We start from the raw sequence: 18503 nt of genomic DNA, 5'->3' as shown, positions 1-18503 counted from the left end.
ATCAGCCCGAGGGCTAAGCGGTTTCCTGCCTAGGAGTCCTGGTCCACGGCGACGATGATCTTGCCGCGGGTGTGGCCTTCCATGTTGGAGCGGAAGGCATCGGCGGCCTTCTCCAGCGGGAAGACCTCGGCCACCTCCACCCGGAACTTCCGGCTGTCCACGAGGTCGGCGAGTTCCTGCAGGTCGGCGCCCACCGGGTTGACCCACATCCAGTCCCCGCCGTGCTGCTCCACGTCGCTGTCGGCGATGGAGGCGTGCCGGCCGCCGTCGGCGAGCACCGCCAGGGTGGCCTCGAGGTTTCCGCCCACGAAGTCGGCCACCACGTCCACGCCGTCGGGGCGCAGCTCACGGACGCGGTCCGCGAGCCCGTCGCCGTAGGCCACCGGCTCGGCGCCCAGGGAGCGGAGGAAGTCGTGGTTCTTCTCCGATGCGGTGGCAATGACGCGTGCGCCCAGAGCCACGGCGATCTGGATGCCGAGCGAGCCGACGCCGCCGGAGCCGCCGTGGATCAGGACCGTTTCGCCGCCCTTCAGGCCCAGCCGGTTGAGGACCTGGAAGGCGGTGAGCCCTGCCAGCGGCAGGCCGGCCGATTCGTTCCAGCCGAGCGAGGCGGGCTTGCGGGCCAGGAGCCGCTCCGGCAGGGCGATGTACTCGGCGAAGCTGCCGCCGTGGACGTAGTCCTTCCGTCCGTAGGAAACTACTTCATCGCCGGGCTGGAACTGCCGGGCATCGATGCCCACCGATTCCACCACGCCGGCCACGTCCCAGCCGGGGATCGCGGGAAACTGCAGGTCCATGACGGCGTCCAGGCCGCCGGCCATGATCTTCCAGTCCACCGGGTTCACCGCCGCTGCCTTAACTTTCACCAGGACCATACCCGGTCCGACTTTCGGCATCGGCTGCTCGCCGTATTCGAGGACGTCGGGGTTTCCGTATGAGTTGTACGTGATTGCCTTCATGCCTGCGACAACCACGCGGTCCGGCGTCGCTATTCCTGATAAACGCCGAAAGTGGCCTATGGCACGGGCAGGTGAACCAGCAGCGATGCAATGCCGTGTCAAATGACTTCAAAGCTAGTAGTGGCTCGGGAGGACGGTTGGTCCCGCGGTCTGGAGCGCACTTCCGGTTTGCAACTGTACGGGCCTGACCACATGTTTTAGTCTGGACCTCAGCGCATCCCGCGCTTAGGCACTTGTTCATGGGGGAGACATAATGCGATTTTCAGCGAAACTTGGTGCCGGTCTAGCCGTTGGGGCACTAACTGCGCTCGCGGGCGTGGCCGCCCCGGCACAGGCTGCCACGGGTTGGGATCGTTGTCCGGAAGCTCATTTCTGCGCGTTCGCGGGCCCGAACGGCTCTGGTCTCATGGCGGCGTACCAGGTCGGTGACCCGAACCTAGCGGACGGGTATGGCCCTACTGGGATGAACGACAACATTGAGAGCATCTGGAATCGTACCGGCTCGCAATGGGGTGTATGGCGGACTATCGGCGGACAGCAAGGGCTCGCCCTTCCCGCGTACTTGAAGTACAACATGCATAGTGAGTTCGTTAACAACATCTCTGTGATCCAGCGGTTCTGACCGAGCTAGCGCGTCCCAGCGCGGAGGGTTGGAGCGCCCAGCCCCCGATCAGCGCGCCATTTGTGCGCAGGACGTAGGTCTCCTTCGCTGCCGATGAGCAGGCGACCGCTCGCAGAACCTTTGCTGCTTCGTTGGCCTCAAGATTCAGGGAGTCAGGGGCAGGTGGAGTGGCCATCGTCCTGCCCAGGGCATCACAAAAGCGCGGCCACCAATGTGCGCCCGCACGTGGCCCTGCCTTAATCGACCCCTGCCCAGCATGTTGTCGGCGGCGCTCCACGGACAGCACCGCTGCGGAAACGGTTTGGCCGGTCACGGGCGGGCTCATGACAGGTCCACTGGACCACCCGTCAGCAGGTGAGGGAGGCCGATGCCCTTAAAGAGCATCGGCCTTCTTCGTTCTGACTTCGTGCGGTCAGGTCTGTAAGTGCGCCTTTTGAATACAGTTTCCCGAAATAAGCTCCACGTGAGCCCGTAGGGCCGGAGTCAAAGGGCGCAGTTACTCTGCAGTCGCGAAATCTGGATCCGGGGCGAGCTAACCCGCCACCGCTGCCTTCGCTGCCCGGGTGGCGTTCATCCACTCAGTCAGCCACGGTGCCCGGACGCTGGACGTGATCCGGCAGTCCGCCACGAATGTGCCGCGGGCGCCGGCGTCGATCCAATCCTGCAGCGCGGACAGATCAGACAATGACCGGATGACAGCCGACTCGGCACCCAGAGCCCGCGCAACACCGCTGAAGTCCACCTCGGGGATCAACATGGGCTTCTCGGTCAGGCCCTGCGATCCGTACTGGTGAATCTCGGCACCATACGCGGCGTCGTTGTAGATCACCGCGATTGCGCTGCGGGCCGCGCCTATCAGCGATTCGAGGTCGGCCAGGCCCATCAGGAACCCGCCGTCGCCGGAGGCCAGCACCAGGGTGCGGCCGTCCTCCACCGCGCGGGCTGCCCCGACGGAACTGGCCAGGCCCAGCCCGATCGACTGGAACGCGGTCCCCACCATCACTAGGTCCTGCGGCCGCGGGATGTTCCAGTACATGGGCGCCCACCCGATGAAGTGCCCGCCATCCTGCACCACCGTGCGGCGCTCCGGCAGCACGGCATCCAGCGCGGAGGCCAGGGCCCGCGGGTCCAGCCGGCCATCCACCGTCTCAACGGATCCAGCAGCGTGGCCCGGCCCAACAGCCAGACGCCGAGCGGCCTCAGCACGCCACGCCCCGGCAACAGCCCTGCCATCAAGCAAAGTCAGCAGCCGCGAAGCAGCAGCCTTCACATCCGCCTGGACGAACAGGTCCACCCGCGGATTCGTAGGTTCCACCGCGGTGTCGATCTGAATGACCGCGGCATCGGGGCCGAGCAGATGCCCGAACCGCATGGTGAACGGGCTCAGGCTCGCCCCGGCCATCAGGACCACGTCGGCCTCGCCCATGAGCCCGGCCGCGGTGTCGGTGCCGAAACCGCCGGCCACGCCCAGGTACCCCTCGCCATTGAGGAGGTTGAGCGCCAGGGCAGTTCCGGCGGTCAGCGCGCCGAGCCGGTCGGCGAGTTCGCGGAGCTCAGGGCCGGCGCCGGCGAGGTGCGCGCCCCGGCCGGCCAAGACCAGCGGCCGCTTCGCCCCGGCGAGCAGGCGGGCGACCTGCCCAAGGTCCGTGCCGCCGTCGTCCGTCACCTTCAAAGTGGCCGGCTCCGGAAGGTCCCCGTCTGCAGCTTCGAGTGCGGCGAGGTCGTAGGGGATGGCGAGCACGACGGCGGTGCGCCGGGTGAGTGCGTACTCCACCGCCTGCCGGGTGACGGCGCCCGCGGCATCGCGGGTGACCGTGAAGGTGGCTGCGCCGAGGCCCGCGGCGATGGCCGCCTGGTCCACGTCCCAGGGCCGGGCGCCGGTGGTGGGGGCGTCGCCGGTGACCAGCACCACCGGGATCTGCGCCTGGACCGCCTCGGCGAGGGCGGTGAGCGCGTTGGTGTAACCGGGGCCGTAGGTGGTGGTGCCCGCGGCGAGCCGTCCCGAGGCGCGGTAGTAGGCGTCGGCCGCGGCGATGGCGGCGCCCTCGTGCCGGACGGGCGTGAAGCGGAGACCCTGCTGCTCCGCGGCGTCCAGAAAGTAGACGTTGCCGTTGCCCATGACGCCGAAGACGTCGCTGACATAGCTGCTGAGAACCTGTGCCACGCGGCCCGAGACGGTAAGAGTAGTCATGCAGGCATCGTGTGGCTTGCATCTCACGTTTGCAATACCGCAGGATTCAGCTGGGACTTTTGGCAGCAGGGGAGCTGGAAAGTGACAATACGCCCACTTGTGGTGCGTGTCATGCCACCCGCTCAACGAGTGCCCGGAACGTTTCCAGCTCACCTTTGAAACTGCCCCGGTACGAGCCCGTGGCGAAGATCCAGCCGAAAATCGCGGACACGATCCCGCGGGTCGTGAACACCTGGTCAATGCGGGTGCCCGCGCCATCGGGGGTGAAGGTCACGTCCGACTCGCCCTTCAGGATGGCGTTGCCGAAGCGGGTGCGGATGTGGCGGGGCCGCTCGGCCTCGAGGACTTCGGTGCGGCTCATCCGCCCGCACTGCACCGTCTAGCGGCTGCCGGCCTCACCGGCAGGACCGACGCGGTCGGTGACGCCGGTGACTCCGCCAATCCATTCATGGAACCTGTCGGCATCGGTCCAGGTGGCGAAGACGCGCTCCGGCGGCGCTGCTGCAAACGTGGACAGCCGGAAGGTTGGCATGCGTTCAGTATGCGCTCACCGGCACGCGGAGGCGAGGGTGGCGGCTTGCCCTCCCGCCGGTCAGGCCGCAGCGACGTACGCCGCCCGATGCGGTCAGTCCGCAGGGCGCGCTTCCTGCTCCGACAGCCGGCTGATCAGCCCGTCGTACCGGGGCGGCATGAGTTCCAGGATGGAGATGGCTGTGCTGGTCCGCTGGATCCCGTCGATCTCCAGGATCTGGTTGGTGATGCGGTAGAGGTCGGTGGTGCCGCGGGCCACCACCTTGGCCATGAGGTCCGCGTCGCCGGTGGTGGCGTGCACCTCGATGACCTCCGGGATGGCAGCGAGGCCGTTCTCCACCGACCCGGTCCGGGTCTGGCTGATGGACAGCGAGAGGAAGGCCATCAGTTCGTAGCCCAGCGCGGCGGGGTCCAGCCTGCGGCTGAAGGAGCGGAGCGCGCCGCTGCGCTCCAGCCGCGCCAGCCGGGCATGGACGGTGTTGCGGGCGACGCCGAGTGTCCGGGAGAGTGCCAGGGCGCTGGCTTCGGGGTCCTTGTCGAGGGCAAGGATGATCCTGCCGTCGAGCGAATCGAGGGTGCGAGAGTTCGCGATGGTCATATTTTCACCAGAGCTACTAGAAGTTGAGCAGAAGTCCCAAGCACGGAAGCGTACCTTGCATTGTGGCCCGGGTCACTTCCATGATCGGTCTTCATGAGCCCTGATCAACTCCTGGCCCCGCCGGCAACAAAGCTGCCCACCCTCCGCAGCGCGGTCACCGGACTTCCCGCCTACGTACCAGGCCGGCGAAGCCTCGGCGCGGACATCGCTGCCCTCGCCAGCAACGAAAGCCACTACGAGCCCCTGCCCGCAGCCGCCGCCGCGGTGGTCGAAGCGGCCGGCAGGATGAACCGTTACCCGGACATGGCCGCCGTCGAACTCCGCGAACGGCTCGCCCGGCACCTGGGCGTCACCGCCGAGGAGGTGGCGGTGGGGCCCGGCAGCGTGGGCGTCCTGCAGCAGATCATCACCGGACTGTGCGACGCCGGGGACGAGGTGGTGTTCGCATGGCGCTCCTTCGAGGCCTACCCCATCCTGGTGGAGCTGGCAGGCGCCCGGCCGGTCCGCGTCCCGCTGGACGACGCCGAGGGCCACGACCTCGACGCCATGGCCGCCGCCGTCACCGGCCGCACCAAGGTGATCCTGCTCTGCACGCCCAACAATCCCACCGGCGTGCCGCTCAGCCACGGCCGCCTCGAGGCCTTCCTGCAGTCCGTCCGCTCCGACGTCCTGGTGGTGTTCGACGAGGCCTACGTGGAATACGCCGACGCCGGCAGCGGCCCCGATTCCCTGGCGCTCTACCGCCGGTACCCGAACGTCTGCATCCTGCGCACCTTCTCCAAGGCCTACGGGCTCGCCGGCCTGCGCGTGGGCTACGCCGTTGCCGCGCCGGCGATTGCCGACGGTCTGCGTCGCACCGCCCTGCCGTTCGCCGTGAGCGCGCTGGCGCAGAAGGCGGCCATCGCGTCGCTGGATGCGGGGGAGGAGATGGCAGCGCGTGTCTCCCTGGTGAAGCAGGAGCGCGCCCGGATGGCTGCCGAGCTGGAAGCCCAGGGCTGGAACCTGCAGCCGAGCCAGGGGAACTTCCTGTGGATCCGCGCCGACGATCAGCTGCTTGCGCGGCTGGTGGACGCCTTCAATACCGCCGGGATCATGGTCCGCGCGTACCAGGGCGACGGCGTGCGGATCACTGTGGCCGACCCCGCCTCCAACAACCGCGTGCTCCGGCTCCTCGCAGCCCACGCGGCCTGACACCTTTCTGACTTCTCTCCACTCCGTTCCACCTACAACCAGAGGAATTTCCATGGAACAACAGACAACGACGTCTGCGCGCCCCCTCGGCGCAGCCCTCAAACCCCGCCAGCTCACCATGATGGGACTGGGCAGCGCCATCGGTGCGGGCCTCTTCATCGGCTCCGGCGCCGGCATCCAGGCCGCCGGCCCGGCGGTGCTGATCTCCTACCTCGTGGCCGGCACGCTCATCATCCTGGTGATGTGGGCGCTCGGCGAGATGGCCGCCGCCAACCCGGACAGCGGCGCGTTCTCCGTCTACACCGCCAAGGCGTACGGGCCGGTGGCCGGCGCCACGGTGGGCTGGCTGTGGTGGATCCAGCTGGTGGTGGTCATCGCGGCCGAAGCGCTCGGTGCGGCCGGGCTCCTGGCCATGATCTTCCCGGCGCTGCCGGTGTGGCTGATGGCCCTGGTATTCATCGTGGTGCTCACCGCCGTGAACCTGACCAGCGTGAAAAACTTCGGTGAGTTCGAGTTCTGGTTCGCCTTGCTCAAGGTGGCAGCGATCGTCGGGTTCCTGCTGGTGGGCTTTGCGCTGCTCTTCGGCTGGCTGCCGGGTGTGCAGTCGCCGGGCCTGAGCAACTTCATGGGGGAGGGCTTCGCGCCGAGTGGGTTCGGCGGGATTGCGACGGCGCTGTTCGTGGTGGCGTTCGCGTTCGGCGGTACCGAGATCGTGTCCGTGGCAGCAGCCGAAACCGCGGAGCCGGCACGCAGCGTGAAAAAGGCCGTCCGCACAGTGCTGTGGCGCATCCTGGTGTTCTACATCGGTGCCATCTTCGTCATCGCGGCCGTGGTTCCCGTTGGTTCTGCGGGCCTGAAGAGTCCGTTCGCCGCCGTGCTGGACGCTGCCGGCCTGCCCGGTGCGGCCACGGCGATCACCCTGGTGGCCGTCGCGGCCCTGCTGTCCGCCCTCAACGCCAACCTCTACGGCGCCTCCCGGATGGCGTTCTCCCTTGCGGAGCGGGGCGAAGCGCCGCGTCTGCTTGCTGCGGTGTCCAAGGCACGGGTCCCAGTGGTCGCGGTCCTGGCCAGCGTCGCGTTCGGCGTTGTTACGGTGGTGCTGGAGCTGATGTTTCCCGAGATGGTCCTTGGCATTCTGCTGAACATCGTGGGGTCTACGTGCCTGCTTGTGTGGACGTCCGCGCTCCTGGCCCAGCTGGCACTGCGCCTGCGCGCCGACCGGGAGGGGACGGAGCTTCCCCTGCGGATGCCCGGCTTCCCGTGGCTCACATGCTTTGGCTTGGTCATCCTCGCGGCGATCTTCACGGTGGGCTTCATCGGCGAGGATTCCCGGCCGCAGCTCTTGAGCACTTTCGCGCTCGTTGCGCTTTTGGCGGTGGCGAGCTGGCTCCACCACCGGAACCGGAAGGTTGCGCTCGTATTGGAACCTTCCGATCACGCCAAGCCTCCGGTGCTCATCGACTGAAACGGTGCGTAACACTTCGCGGATTCGACAGATGAAGGGTGCGTCCGGCCTAGCTGGACGCATCCTTTTGCAACTAGTGCCAGACCAGCGCGCTTATTACCTGAAGGTGGGGCTCTCAAAGTTTCCTGGAGCGGTTACGAGAAAGCTCAGCCAAACGAATCGCGGGTGGCAAGCAAATCAACCCCAATTTCGCAGGGTCATAGGAAATCAAGTCGCATCCTTATCCATTTGTGACATCTGTTAGTAGCGCGAGTTGAATTCTTCTCAATTATGCTGAGCAGACTTCGTTCGCACGAGTCCAATGGGGGACCACATGAAATACAAGTACCTAGCCGCCATTGCCCTGCTCCCCCTGCTTTTGGCAGGTTGCGGTGAGGCGCCGGCGGCAAGCCCGAGCGCGCCCTCGGTTGAACCCGCAACACAGGCACCCGTAAAGAGTGGCGCAGCCGCCGGGGCCAAGTCCTCCCGAGGCAACCTGATCAAGAAAGTCGGGGAGGGCGCGTCTGTCACTGACAAGGACAAGACGGTCGCCAGTTTCGTGGTGAACTCAATTCAGGTGGACCCCACCTGCACCAATACGATGACGATGCCCTCGGAGCACGGTCACTTCGTAGCACTGAACGTATCCATGGAAACTGACCCCGCGCTTGCCGAGTCAGTAAATCCTCAGTTTGGTCTGGCAGGTTACGGATGGAAGGCGATCGCTGACAATGGCACGACTTTCAATGGTAATATCACCACCTTTGCTGCGACCATGTGTCTTAGCGACACAGAGCGCTTCCCGTCAGCGCTAGGCCCGGGGGAGAAGGCAACCGGAACAATCATCATGGACGTACCAACGCCTACCGGCGTTCTGGTCCACCAGCAGGGCTTCATGCCCTTGGGCTGGGAATGGGAGTATCCCGCCAAGTAGTCGATTACAGACTCCTGAATTCTTAATTCGAGAAGACTCTTCTAAGCAGCATGCTGTGCTGCTGGCCCCCTGAACTCATATCGACTTAGTGTCATGACAGAACATTCTAGAGATGCAGATACAAGGGGCCTATGGAAATTTCAACCACAACATGGAGTTCCACAGTAGGAAAGCTTCTGGAAGAAATCTCATAGGAGAACGTCAGGAACTATAGAGCCGGGGGACAGGGGGGTGAGAACGTATTGACCGCAGAATTGCTCGTCGGCTTGGAGTTCTTGCCGAGGCAGGAATTTCTCGGACGCATCATTCAATTGGCACACGGCGCAGACGAAGTCAGATCAAAATTTGCGGCCGAAGCAGAAGAGCCGCAAGTTCATTCTCTTCCGGGTGACCCGGGGCCGGTTCCGGGTGAGCACAAGGGGCGACTTTACGTGCAGCCCAACGCGATCTTTGAGGCACCAAAGTACATACGCACTAGTCAAAGACAGACGAATACGATGTGGAAGCTCTCAGCCGGAGCAACGCGCTCGTGAAAATGTGGCACACTTGTCCAATGCGGGACCAGCGAAACCTATCCTCTTGCTTCTAGGTGCCATGTTACGGCGCGACACGCCCGGTTGGTTATGAGCACCACCGTCAGCGGAGAAGAAGACCCCGACGACTTCAACTACTTCGCGGGGATTGACGCGTACAACGCTGCTAAAGAAGTGGCTGACCGGATGCGGGAATACACTTCCGGCCCCCAATTCCAGACTGATGCCATAGAGGCAATGCAGTCGATGAGTGCAAGAATGAGGGAATACACCTCCTCGGCTCAGACCCAATTCGACGCCATGGAGGCTGCTCGGGCGGCAATCAAACGCATGCGGCACCAGGCGGCGGCGTTGGACAGCCTTAACCGACCGAAGGCTCATTTAGCAGTTCGTGCAAACGAAGATTGGCTAAAGGCGGAAGAGAGAAAAAGGGCACTCGCCGACGCCAAGCGGGACGACGCCGAAGACGACGACAGCCAGCAGGACGAAGGTCCCGCCGCGCGGCGGCAGGCGGACGAAGCAGCCACACGCCGCGAGGAAGAGGCGACGGCCGAGCAATTTCATGCTGTGGAGATGCTTGCCATGCTAGAGGGCATCCGCACATGGACGCAGGCGTCGGCGCAAAGCCTGGAAGGGTCAGCGCAGAGCCTGAGGGAGATTCGCAGCGCCCACGGCCTCGCCGAGCGGCGCCAGGCATTGGCAGACCAGCGGCAAGTCTTGGCGGAAAGCCGGCAGCGTTCGCAGGAAAAAGTTAACTCGCGCTTCACCATCTTCGGACTGTCTTTGGCAGGCATATCGTTAGTCGCCGCAGTGGTTATGCCGATGATCGAACACTTCGTTTGGGATGCTGAAAAGGAGAAGCGGGAGGCTGCTAGAACCACCGCCCCGACCGCGTCTCCGACGATGGATTCATCCCCAATGCAGCCCACAGCCCCGGGTAATGATTGCCTCCCTGATATGCCACCCGCCCAGTTCTTGTCCTGCTTGGTACCGCAACGGTGAACTAGTAGTTCTGAGAATTTTCGAGATCTGCCGGACGACTGGCTGGGACGGACAGCTGGTCCGCACTCGTCCTGAATTCAAGGCGTACCGCTGATGAAAATTCACTTATTGCCTTCCTGAGCGCGTCTAGGTTGGACTTCCAGTCACTGGTTACCTCCTTTTGGCGCTTCCTCTCCTCCCACCGATCTTCTCCGGTGAACATCGAAATAGTCGCGTGGAGTTTGTTCCTCGCGATGAGGGCCTTCCCAACCGCAAGGGTAAGGTTGTTTGCTTCCTGCCGCATTTCCGGGCTCCCAATCAAAGTTATGCGTGCCCGGTGTGTCCGAAGTTTCTGCAGAGCCCCAAGCTCAATTTTTTCCGTTGGATACTCGCCGAGACGTACATGGTGCAGCTCGGCTTCGTCGAAGAAGGCTACATAGGATTCTTCACGGCGATCCCGCAACCAAACTTCATGTTCCCTTGCGTGCGTCCGCAGCCATTGGTCTTCGTGTGTTTGCCGCGTCGCGTGGAGTGTGGCAGTGGTGTTCTTCCTGTTGATCCAACCCGTGATACCGGCGCCGCCTAAACCAGCTATCACTGCACCACTCGCTGTGACTATCAATCGAATTGTCTCGGGATCCATACCCCCAAACCTACACATTGTGGTGGGCCGCCAGTGCATTGCTCGTGGTCCCGTCCTGCGACTGGAACGCCATCTGTGGTGGAGCTTCCACCTAGCGGCGGGCACCGAGGCCGCCGATAGGCGGCGCGGGGCTTGGCCACAGAGTCGGTGCTTGCGTTCGCCATAGTTGTCGAGTTCCATTCGGGTAGGGTCTACCCGTTCGTTGTGTTTGCCAGATTGGAACGAACTGGTTTGCACGAATTCCACCGACACTCAGGGGGAGTCTGGGTTCCGTATGATGGACGCATGGCGGACTTCATGAGCCCCGAGCAGCGAAGCGCCCATATGTCGAAGATTCGATCCAAGAACACCAAGCCAGAAATCCTGCTCCGTAAGAAAATCCATCGCGAAGGCTTTCGGTACCGGCTCCACGATCCCAAGCTTCCAGGGAAACCTGACCTCGTATTTGCCGGCAGGCGAAAGGTGATTTTCGTCCACGGGTGCTTCTGGCACGGGCACGAGTGTCCCGTAGGGGTGCGTTTGCCCAAATCAAACACGCCCTTTTGGACCGAAAAGAGGCTGCGGAACCGCGAGCGCGATCTCCGGCAAACCACCGAACTTCGTGCTTTAGGGTGGGAAACGCTCGTTGTATGGGAATGCGAAATAAAGAGTAATCCCAAGGTGCTAGATTTCGTTAGAGATTTCTTGGACGGTTGACTTCGCCCCCGAACAAGTCAGCCCGGACCAAATTCGAGTACATGTATGACAGGACTGTAAGCGGTCATGAAAAACTGCCCATTGGCGGCCACGTGATTGCCCACTGACGGCCAGTAGAGCTGCCCATTGCGGGACATGAGGATCTGCCCACTTCCTTACTGAACCTGCCGCGTCTTAAGCGGTAGGGTCTCTCCCCGGGTTCTGATGACGGTGTCTAGTCGCACCGTCCTAGGAAGTGGCCCTGTATGAAGCATGGCGGAGAAATATGGAGTATCTGCTGCCTACGAGCTGACCGGATCGTTGCGCGCCACCGCAGAGCTCACGGGCTGCTCGCACCACACCGTTGTCCGACACGTCGCAGCCCGTGATGCCGGCCGGCCAATCGCAGAACCGGTGCCTCGGCCCAGGGTCACGGATGCCTACCTGCCCAAGATCGAGGACTGGGTCGAGGCGTCCAAGGGCCGGATCCGCGCCGACAAGGTCCACGAGAAGCTGCTCGCCCTGGGCTATGTGGGGTCGGAGCGGTCTACCCGCCGGGCGATCGCGCAGGTCAAGGCCGCGTGGCGGCTCGGACACACCCGCGTGCACCGGCCGTGGACCAGCGAATCTGGCATGTGGCTGCAGTACGACTTCGGCGACGGGCCACGGATCGGCGGCGCGAAAACCATCCTGCTCGTGACATGGCTGGCGTGCTCCCGCTTCCTGATCGTGATCCCGCTCAGGGACCGGACCGCGACAAGCGTGTTCGCAGCTCTGGACCGGTGCTTCCGGATCCGGGGCGGGGCACCGACGTATGTGCTCACGGATAACGAGAAAACCGTGACCACCGCCCGTGTTGCACGGGCCCCGGCGCGGAACCAGCAGACCCCGGACTTCGCCCGGAGGGGCCGGCGCACATGCGCCGACCCCTCCGTATATATCTAATTAGTGGCGCTTCTATGCCACTTCGTCGTCCTCGATGAATTCCTCGCCGAAGTATTCGTCCTCATCGTCCTCCTCGTGGAGGGGGGCGACTACCGGACCGGTGCGCTCGGCGGTGCGGTTCCAGGTTTTCAACTCGAAGGCGAGGTCGTCGAGGATTGTCCATTCCTCATTCTCGAGGGCAAGTCCTTCCTTGTCGATTAGGTATTCCCCGCTGGCGAGTTTGATTCGCTTGAGCTGGTCTGCGATTTCCTTCAGCTCCGCCGTACGTTCGGTAAGGCGTCGGCGGTAAATGTCGCGTGCCACATGAGGGTCGTCGGACGGGTCGATCTTGCCGGTCCAGTTTTCCTTCTTGAACCGGTACAGGTCGTTGGGGTCCAACAGCTTCGAGTCTTCCGCGCTTTCACTTCCTGCGGTTTCTCCATTAAGCAAGCGCCGCGGTGCGCGGCGGCCGCGGACGTCAAGCACTGCTTGCGCCAACTGCTCGATGCCAGGCTCGGTGGAGACCATCTTTTCAATGATCTGTTGCGGTTCGGGCATGTACTCGCCGTTGATGCGGGTGTTCGAGCGGGTGAGTAGTGGCCGGGCGTGCCCGTCTTTCAGGCTCATTACGCCCTCAACGAGGCAGTACAGCCCGAGCACGCCGAGTTCGGCGGCGTCGGCGGAAACTTCCCGGCCAAGGTCCTCAAAGTTGTCTCGCTGTCCCCGAAGCTTGCTCAGCGCGGCGTCCCTGATTTCCAAGATAGGCCGGCCCGTCAAACGGGCGTTATTTAGGGTTGGGGCGGCAAGGACCTTCTGCATCGTCGAGCGGCGGCCCTTGAACGCGGTGTCTTGTTCCTGGCCAAGGGCGATGCGGTTCACGCGCATGGCCGTGTCTGCCGCCAGGGCAGCGCGTTCGGGCTTCATCGGCTTCTTTCCGGTGAGGGAGTAGAGGGCCGCGTTCACGACCACGGTCCGCTTCCTGTCCAGCGGGGAGATCAGCGCCTCCGAAGCGAGGAGTAGGATTTCGTCGGGGTGCAGCCCGCCGATCGAACCAAGGCCTCCCGGAACGGGATTGTTCTCCGCAGCTTCGGACCTCAGTATGCCGAGGACATCGTCGGCCGCAAGCCCCGCGACCGGCGGCATCATGTTCTCGTTATGCACGGCTTCGAGGGCAATGCGAGCCTTGAGGGCATTTTCGGTGCTGTCCGCAAAAGGCAGAGGCGGCTCGAGGTGGATGTGGCCGACTAGAGAACGGCGGACTTCGTCGAAGGGAGGCTGCGCGTCGCCGGCCCGAATGCCGATCTTGCGGTAGCCGACGATAATCTGGGCACGGGGCATGACGCTGGAGCGCAGGCGGGCAGCCGCAACTTCCCCGGCCTCGCTTTCGAGGTCCGCCTCGCCCGAATCTCGGAGGTCGATCAGTTCGTTCCGCAGCTTGTGCTCGGTGGCGTCCCGCTGTAGGTCGAACAGGACTTCGTCGATGTCGATGCCCGAGCCTCTTTGGGCACCTACAGTGCGGCTGAATCCGTCGGTGGCGTCGAGGATTCCGATCTTTTCGTTGTCGCCGAGGGCGAGCCGGGTGATGGAGAGCAGCCCCGGGGTTTCAATGCCGCGCATCGGAATGGACCGGGAATGAGGGTTCTTCTCCCAGATGGTCTTCGCCTGGTCCTTCAGGGTGCGGATGACGTGGTCCGGGTCGGAGTATTTCAATCCCAATACCGGTTGGGCGTTGATCGCTGTCCCATAGCGCAGAGCCTGTCCCGATTTCCATGCGCGGTCTCCTTCGAAGCGAATGTTCTCGAGGGAGGGAAGGATGCGCCAGGTCACTACGTCAACTTCGATGAAGCTGATCTCGTACTGGCCGTAGCGCCGCGTCTGCGCGGTACGGGTGGCCTCCTTGAGCTGGCTCAGGTCGGCCACGGAGCGCGCGATGGTGTCGGCGTCGAACGGCTGCAAGCCGAATTCCCGAACCAGCAGGTCGACGGCGGCGGTGCGGGCCTTGGCGTTCTGGGTCCGGAGGCTGGCGGAGATTAGGTCGTAGGGGGTGGCGTAGTCGTTGTTCTGGCGGCTCTGGTCGAGGTGGCGGGCGACGGTTGCTGCGCGATTCTTTTCAGACATGAAAAAAGCCTCTCGGGCTAGTCCGGGACCGAAGTCCCTACCGGAACCGATCTGATCCCGGTTTCGGGTAGCCCGCCGAGGCGAGAAACCCATATCGGCTCGGACGCCCGGATGGGCGCCATGGAGCACATGGGGCACGCGCGTCTCGATCTGCGTTCAGTCACTCATGCTCGCGGTCCGTTCTAAGCTGGATCCGATTTGCATGCACTGACTTGGTTGTTCCCCGGTTAGCGGGAAGCGCGTGTCATGTGTTTGAAACATATAGTGAGATTAGTGACAATGTCAACTGTGCGCGTTGACTCATAGAAAAGCTCCGCGTATCGGATACGTTGTCTCTTCTTGCATACCTAGGCCAAGCGGCGTGGTTTCCGGTGGTGGCGGCGGGTGCAGGCTATGCACGTTTTCAATGGAGCGCACGATGGCCCAGCGGCAAGCTGTGACGAAGAAAGGCCCTCGTCTATCATGGTGCTGCTCGGGCCGGGAAGTCCAGGGTCCTGAACCGGCTGGTGGGATCTGACCGTCTGGCACCGCGACATTGCCAGAGCCGCCCCACGGGACGCGCTGGTGATAAAAATTGTCAGGCCACGGCCGGCAAAGGCACCGGTCTATGGCCCGAAGCTGCTACCGGTACTGGTCAGGTGCTGCGGCCGGTGCGGAACAGGCCCGCCAAATGGGTCTTCGAGGCCCTCGAACACGTCACCGCCGTGTTCCCGTTCCCGTTCCCGATCATCGGCACCGATTCGGACAACGGCTCCGAGTTCATCAACGAGCACCTGCTGGCCTTCTGCCACGCGCAACAGACAACCTTCACGCGCTCCCGGCCGGACAACAAAAACGACGGTGCTCAATTGGAGTAGAAGAATTGGGCCCGGGTCCGGGAGATTGGTCGGATACCTGCGCTACGCCACCGCCGCCGATCCGGAGAAGCTCATCCAGATCCGGGAACTGGACCGGGTCTTGACCAACTACCTGCTGCCCATGAAGAAGCTGGTCGCCAAGCAGCGCCACGGGGAGAAAGTCAGCACAGCACGATGCACCCGGCACAACACACCATCCGTCACGAACGGATGCACAAACGCCCGGTCATCCAGATGAATGCCGCCTTCAAACGCATCAAACCCGGCGCCATCTCGCGCCAGATCCAGACCCTCACCGCCGAGCTGGAATCACTGGCACTGGCCAAAACCGGCACCGCAAAACCCGTCAACGTGTCTGGAACAGCTAGCCAACCGGAAGATTTCTCGACGGGGTCGTAAAGGCGCCATCCGGAGGCTCTCAAATGAGGCAATCTATTACTCTTCCCGAGGTATTGCAATGCGGCAACAGGCTGTGACCGCTATCAGAAGCAGAACTTGCTTTCAAAAGCGGACCTAAGTGGCTGGATTAGACGAGGCGATAAGACTTGGAATGGTCGAAAAGAGAGCTGACCTCATCGAGAAGTATCTTGAAAGGATACCCATGGTCACCGTCTTCCCGGATGAGGAAATCGACCGTTACGGCACCCTTCCTGATCAATCCGTCCAGCTCTTCGGGGCGCTGTCCCCTGGTGTGTAGCACGGTATGGAACTGGAAGTATTCCCGGGCGCCGATCCGTTCGACGGCAGCTTCGACCCACACGGATTCTGCATGCTTGGTTGCTAGACGTTCCTTCAGCAGGGCCAGCTCCCATAGCACGACTTCGCGTGGATTTAACTCGTCCTGCCGAACCCGAAGCAGGCCGGCATCCCGATCAATCTGGAGGTACAACTCCTGCGTGTTAGCCTTGCCGGCGCTGATCGTGCACGACAGGGCGCGCCCCTCGGGCTTCTCTCTGCCGAAGGCCGCAAGCAGTTCCCCGGAGCCGGCGTACGCGCTTCGGGACCAGTCCGGAACCTGGGCGAACACCGTTGCGCGGCGGCTGCCTGACCTTGCTGACTTGACCTCGATGCCGTGGAAATCGGCGGTCTTTGATGAGTTCATTTTGATGCCCAGCTCGGATTCGAGCAGGCGTCCAACCGAGGTCGATCCCTCGACCGGTGCCGGAATGAAGCCCTTTCTGGCGACCGCCTTGAGCTTGGCGAACAACTCGGCAGAAACGCTCGGATCCACGGGTGCTGCTTCTTCTGCCGCTTCAATCGGCGCGACTTCGCCGGCAAGGATCAGCGAGGGGTGAAGATCCTCTTCCGAGGCATTGACCAGGCTCAGGGCTTTCCCGCGCTTGATGCACAAGACCAGATCGCCAGCCCCAGCAATCTCGGGAAGGTCCTTGATCCAGACCCGAGAGTCACCCCTCTTCGTTTGGTACAAGGATGCCGTGGACTCCACCAGTTCGCCGTTTGGGTGGATGAGGACTGCAGGAACATACGCCTTGTGTTCGGGGCCGAGTTCCTGAAGCCGGAAATCATGGATCCCCGCCTCCATCAAGAACGTCCTGAACGGGACGATAGCATCCAGAATCGCCTTGCTTAGGCCAAGTCGCGTAGGACGAAGCCAGCCATGATCGATCCCGTGCCGCTGCAAAAACGAGATGTTGCGCATCTCCTGTTCCGTGCGTGCGATCATTCGCTGCGGCCCCCCGGTGCTCATTCGGCTGGGCTCATAACCAGCACTTGTGCAATCATCCTACCTACGGCGTGGGCCAAGAAGGGGGAGACTGCGTTTCCGACCTGCGAATACTGCGGCACCTCTACCCTCCGCCGCAAGGAACCGGTGGTCTCCTTCCCCTGGAACTCGAAATCGTCAGGAAACCCTTGGAACCGTGCCAGCTCCCGCACCGTAAAGATCCGGGGGACGCTGGGATGCACGTAGTCATCCGGCAGCGTGACGACCGTAGGGGCCTGAGTGTTCCAATTAAGCGCCTTTTGGGAGTGCTTCTTTGTGGCGAGCCGCTTCATCTCACGCAAGACTTCGTGGCTGTTTTCCGCTATCTTCGTCCCATCCAACGCGACGGCGGGGAACTCCACGCCCTTCATCCGCTGCAGGACCTCGTCGTCGGTCGTTACTCCCCTTGCAATGTCGGTCAACAAGCGCGGCGGAATGGAGTTGTCGCGCATCCACTGGTACATGCGGAACCGGTCCTGTGTTTTGGGACTGTGCCGGCGCGGGTTCTGGTTGCCAGGGCCGATGCGGTGCGACCGTGATGAGGGGAGGCCCCACGTCTCCTTGGCCCGGATTTGGCTCCTAAACTTCTCGGTTCTAGCGCTGTGCACTTCGGGTAGAACGGACTGCAAGTCGGCGATCGCATCGGCAATGGTGGGGGCCTCGTCTCGTGCGACGGTTGGCTGTGGTGCCAGAGATGGCACAGAGGAATTGGGCAATTCGTCGGCGAACGCTGAGCGCCACAAATCCCCTGTGGAGCGGATACCCTTCGCCTCGGCGATATCGCTGCGCAGCCCAATGATCATCAAACGCGGGCGGCTCTGCGGAGCACCATAGTGGACTGCGTTTACGGCGACCCCCTGGACTTCATACCCTGGCCCTGTCTCCCGCAGCGCCTGCTGTAGTTGGTTGAATGCCGAGTCCTCGGCGGTTGAAAAGCGGTGGCTCATTCCCACAACGTTCTCGATGACCACCGCTTTGGGAGACGTGCGCTCCACAAAAGCGAGATATTCCCATGGAAGCTTGTTGCGGACATCGTCCGGATTGCGCCGCCCGGCCAACGAGAAGCCTTGGCACGGGGGGCCGCCAACAACGAGATCTAGATTCTCGGCCGCGAGCTCCGCCATGAGTGCGTCGCTTTCCAACACGCACCCTAGTTCCGAGACAGCCACCCCGTGCTTGGCCTGGATCTCCAAGGGGTGCTCGAGGTAGGCCTGCCAATCGCCGGTGTTGAGGATGGGCTGAAAGAAGTTGTGGTACAGCGTTCGGGCCGCCATATCCGATTTCTCAACAGCCAGCAGGAGGTCTCCTCCGGCCCTTTCGATACCGAGGGAAAGGCCACCGCAGCCAGAAAACAAATCAACGTACTTCATAATGCCTCCATCTTGAACGGTCATGCCCCAGAAGTCCAGGCGGATGCCGTCCCGCGCCCATGGCGCCCAACATGGCTATGTCCTAGCCGACCCTTAATCATCCCTCATACCCAACCTGCTTCTAGTATGAGGCGGGGGTACGACAAACCGCGGTATCCCAACATACCAACTAGCGCTATGCCCGCTGTGGGCAGGTGAGGCCTCCGCGC

Annotated in this window: 17 protein-coding genes and 1 pseudogene; 9 read left to right on the top strand and 9 right to left on the bottom strand. The window is 63.0% G+C overall.

Features of this window, described 5'->3' with window-relative positions; genetic code table 11:
• Window positions 1-29: 29 nt before the first annotated feature.
• On the bottom strand, window positions 30-959 hold the full coding sequence (locus AC1DBN_RS16600; RefSeq protein WP_477723701.1) for an NADP-dependent oxidoreductase: 930 nt from the start codon (window positions 957-959) through the stop codon (window positions 30-32).
• Between the two features lie 253 nt (window positions 960-1212).
• Between AC1DBN_RS16600 and AC1DBN_RS16595 the strand changes: the two genes are divergently transcribed.
• On the top strand, window positions 1213-1581 hold the full coding sequence (locus tag AC1DBN_RS16595) for a peptidase inhibitor family I36 protein (RefSeq protein ID WP_477723700.1): 369 nt from the start codon (window positions 1213-1215) through the stop codon (window positions 1579-1581).
• Window positions 1582-2113: 532 nt separating this feature from the next.
• Here AC1DBN_RS16595 and AC1DBN_RS16590 read toward each other — a convergent pair.
• The 4 genes from AC1DBN_RS16590 to AC1DBN_RS16575 all read right to left on the bottom strand — a co-directional run bounded on the left by AC1DBN_RS16590 (window position 2114) and on the right by AC1DBN_RS16575 (window position 4901).
• On the bottom strand, window positions 2114-3772 hold the full coding sequence (locus AC1DBN_RS16590; RefSeq protein ID WP_477723699.1) for a thiamine pyrophosphate-binding protein: 1659 nt from the start codon (window positions 3770-3772) through the stop codon (window positions 2114-2116).
• A gap of 109 nt (window positions 3773-3881) precedes the next feature.
• Entirely contained in the window at window positions 3882-4133 is a 252-nt protein-coding gene (locus AC1DBN_RS16585; RefSeq protein ID WP_477723698.1) for an SRPBCC family protein, read from the bottom strand.
• Window positions 4134-4151: 18 nt separating this feature from the next.
• Complete coding sequence (locus AC1DBN_RS16580; protein WP_477723697.1) at window positions 4152-4304, bottom strand: SRPBCC family protein; 153 nt, start codon at window positions 4302-4304, stop codon at window positions 4152-4154.
• A gap of 93 nt (window positions 4305-4397) precedes the next feature.
• Window positions 4398-4901, bottom strand: a complete 504-nt coding sequence (locus AC1DBN_RS16575) for an Lrp/AsnC family transcriptional regulator (protein WP_477723696.1) — start codon at window positions 4899-4901, stop codon at window positions 4398-4400.
• A gap of 93 nt (window positions 4902-4994) precedes the next feature.
• Here AC1DBN_RS16575 and hisC point away from each other — a divergent pair, with 93 nt between their 5' ends.
• The 4 genes from hisC (at window position 4995) to AC1DBN_RS16555 (ending at window position 10005) form a co-directional block, all read left to right on the top strand.
• Window positions 4995-6092 (top strand): histidinol-phosphate transaminase, encoded by a 1098-nt coding sequence (hisC, locus tag AC1DBN_RS16570; protein WP_477723695.1) that lies wholly within the window; start codon window positions 4995-4997, stop codon window positions 6090-6092.
• A gap of 52 nt (window positions 6093-6144) precedes the next feature.
• A complete protein-coding gene (locus tag AC1DBN_RS16565; protein ID WP_477723694.1) occupies window positions 6145-7557 on the top strand; it encodes an amino acid permease in 1413 nt (470 codons plus the stop codon).
• Between the two features lie 313 nt (window positions 7558-7870).
• Window positions 7871-8470, top strand: a complete 600-nt coding sequence (locus AC1DBN_RS16560; protein WP_477723693.1) for a DUF4352 domain-containing protein — start codon at window positions 7871-7873, stop codon at window positions 8468-8470.
• Between the two features lie 623 nt (window positions 8471-9093).
• Window positions 9094-10005 carry a hypothetical protein gene (locus tag AC1DBN_RS16555; protein WP_477723692.1) on the top strand — a complete coding sequence of 304 codons (912 nt, stop codon included), beginning with the start codon at window positions 9094-9096 and terminating at the stop codon, window positions 10003-10005.
• A 1-nt stretch (window position 10006) separates the two neighbouring features.
• Here AC1DBN_RS16555 and AC1DBN_RS16550 read toward each other — a convergent pair whose 3' ends face one another.
• Window positions 10007-10627 (bottom strand): hypothetical protein, encoded by a 621-nt coding sequence (locus tag AC1DBN_RS16550; protein WP_477723691.1) that lies wholly within the window; start codon window positions 10625-10627, stop codon window positions 10007-10009.
• Window positions 10628-10912: 285 nt separating this feature from the next.
• Here AC1DBN_RS16550 and AC1DBN_RS16545 point away from each other — a divergent pair, with 285 nt between their 5' ends.
• Together AC1DBN_RS16545 and AC1DBN_RS16540 are read left to right on the top strand one after the other, a co-directional pair.
• The gene (locus tag AC1DBN_RS16545; protein ID WP_477723690.1) at window positions 10913-11323 is read left to right on the top strand and encodes a very short patch repair endonuclease; all 411 of its coding nucleotides are present in this window, start codon (window positions 10913-10915) and stop codon (window positions 11321-11323) included.
• A gap of 252 nt (window positions 11324-11575) precedes the next feature.
• Window positions 11576-12205 (top strand): annotated as a pseudogene (locus tag AC1DBN_RS16540) (DDE-type integrase/transposase/recombinase); the annotation flags it as partial.
• A 54-nt stretch (window positions 12206-12259) separates the two neighbouring features.
• Here the strand turns inward: AC1DBN_RS16540 and AC1DBN_RS16535 are convergent.
• Window positions 12260-14344, bottom strand: coding sequence for a hypothetical protein (locus AC1DBN_RS16535; protein ID WP_477723689.1), 2085 nt, complete (start codon window positions 14342-14344; stop codon window positions 12260-12262).
• A gap of 650 nt (window positions 14345-14994) precedes the next feature.
• Here AC1DBN_RS16535 and AC1DBN_RS16530 point away from each other — a divergent pair.
• Together AC1DBN_RS16530 and AC1DBN_RS16525 are read left to right on the top strand one after the other, a co-directional pair.
• A complete protein-coding gene (locus AC1DBN_RS16530; protein WP_477723688.1) occupies window positions 14995-15201 on the top strand; it encodes a hypothetical protein in 207 nt (68 codons plus the stop codon).
• Window positions 15202-15375: 174 nt separating this feature from the next.
• Window positions 15376-15600 (top strand): hypothetical protein, encoded by a 225-nt coding sequence (locus AC1DBN_RS16525; RefSeq protein ID WP_477723687.1) that lies wholly within the window; start codon window positions 15376-15378, stop codon window positions 15598-15600.
• A gap of 127 nt (window positions 15601-15727) precedes the next feature.
• On the opposite strand, the gene AC1DBN_RS16520 is transcribed toward AC1DBN_RS16525, so the two are convergent.
• Both AC1DBN_RS16520 and AC1DBN_RS16515 read right to left on the bottom strand, forming a co-directional pair.
• Window positions 15728-16861 (bottom strand): MvaI/BcnI family restriction endonuclease, encoded by a 1134-nt coding sequence (locus AC1DBN_RS16520; RefSeq protein WP_477723686.1) that lies wholly within the window; start codon window positions 16859-16861, stop codon window positions 15728-15730.
• A 44-nt stretch (window positions 16862-16905) separates the two neighbouring features.
• Window positions 16906-18294 (bottom strand): DNA cytosine methyltransferase, encoded by a 1389-nt coding sequence (locus AC1DBN_RS16515; RefSeq protein WP_477723685.1) that lies wholly within the window; start codon window positions 18292-18294, stop codon window positions 16906-16908.
• Window positions 18295-18503 lie beyond the last annotated feature (209 nt).

The sequence above is a fragment of the Pseudarthrobacter sp. 10T415 genome, from assembly GCF_056394175.1.
The sequence above is the reverse complement of the archived record's forward strand: the minus strand, read 5'-3'. Positions and strand labels throughout refer to the sequence as shown.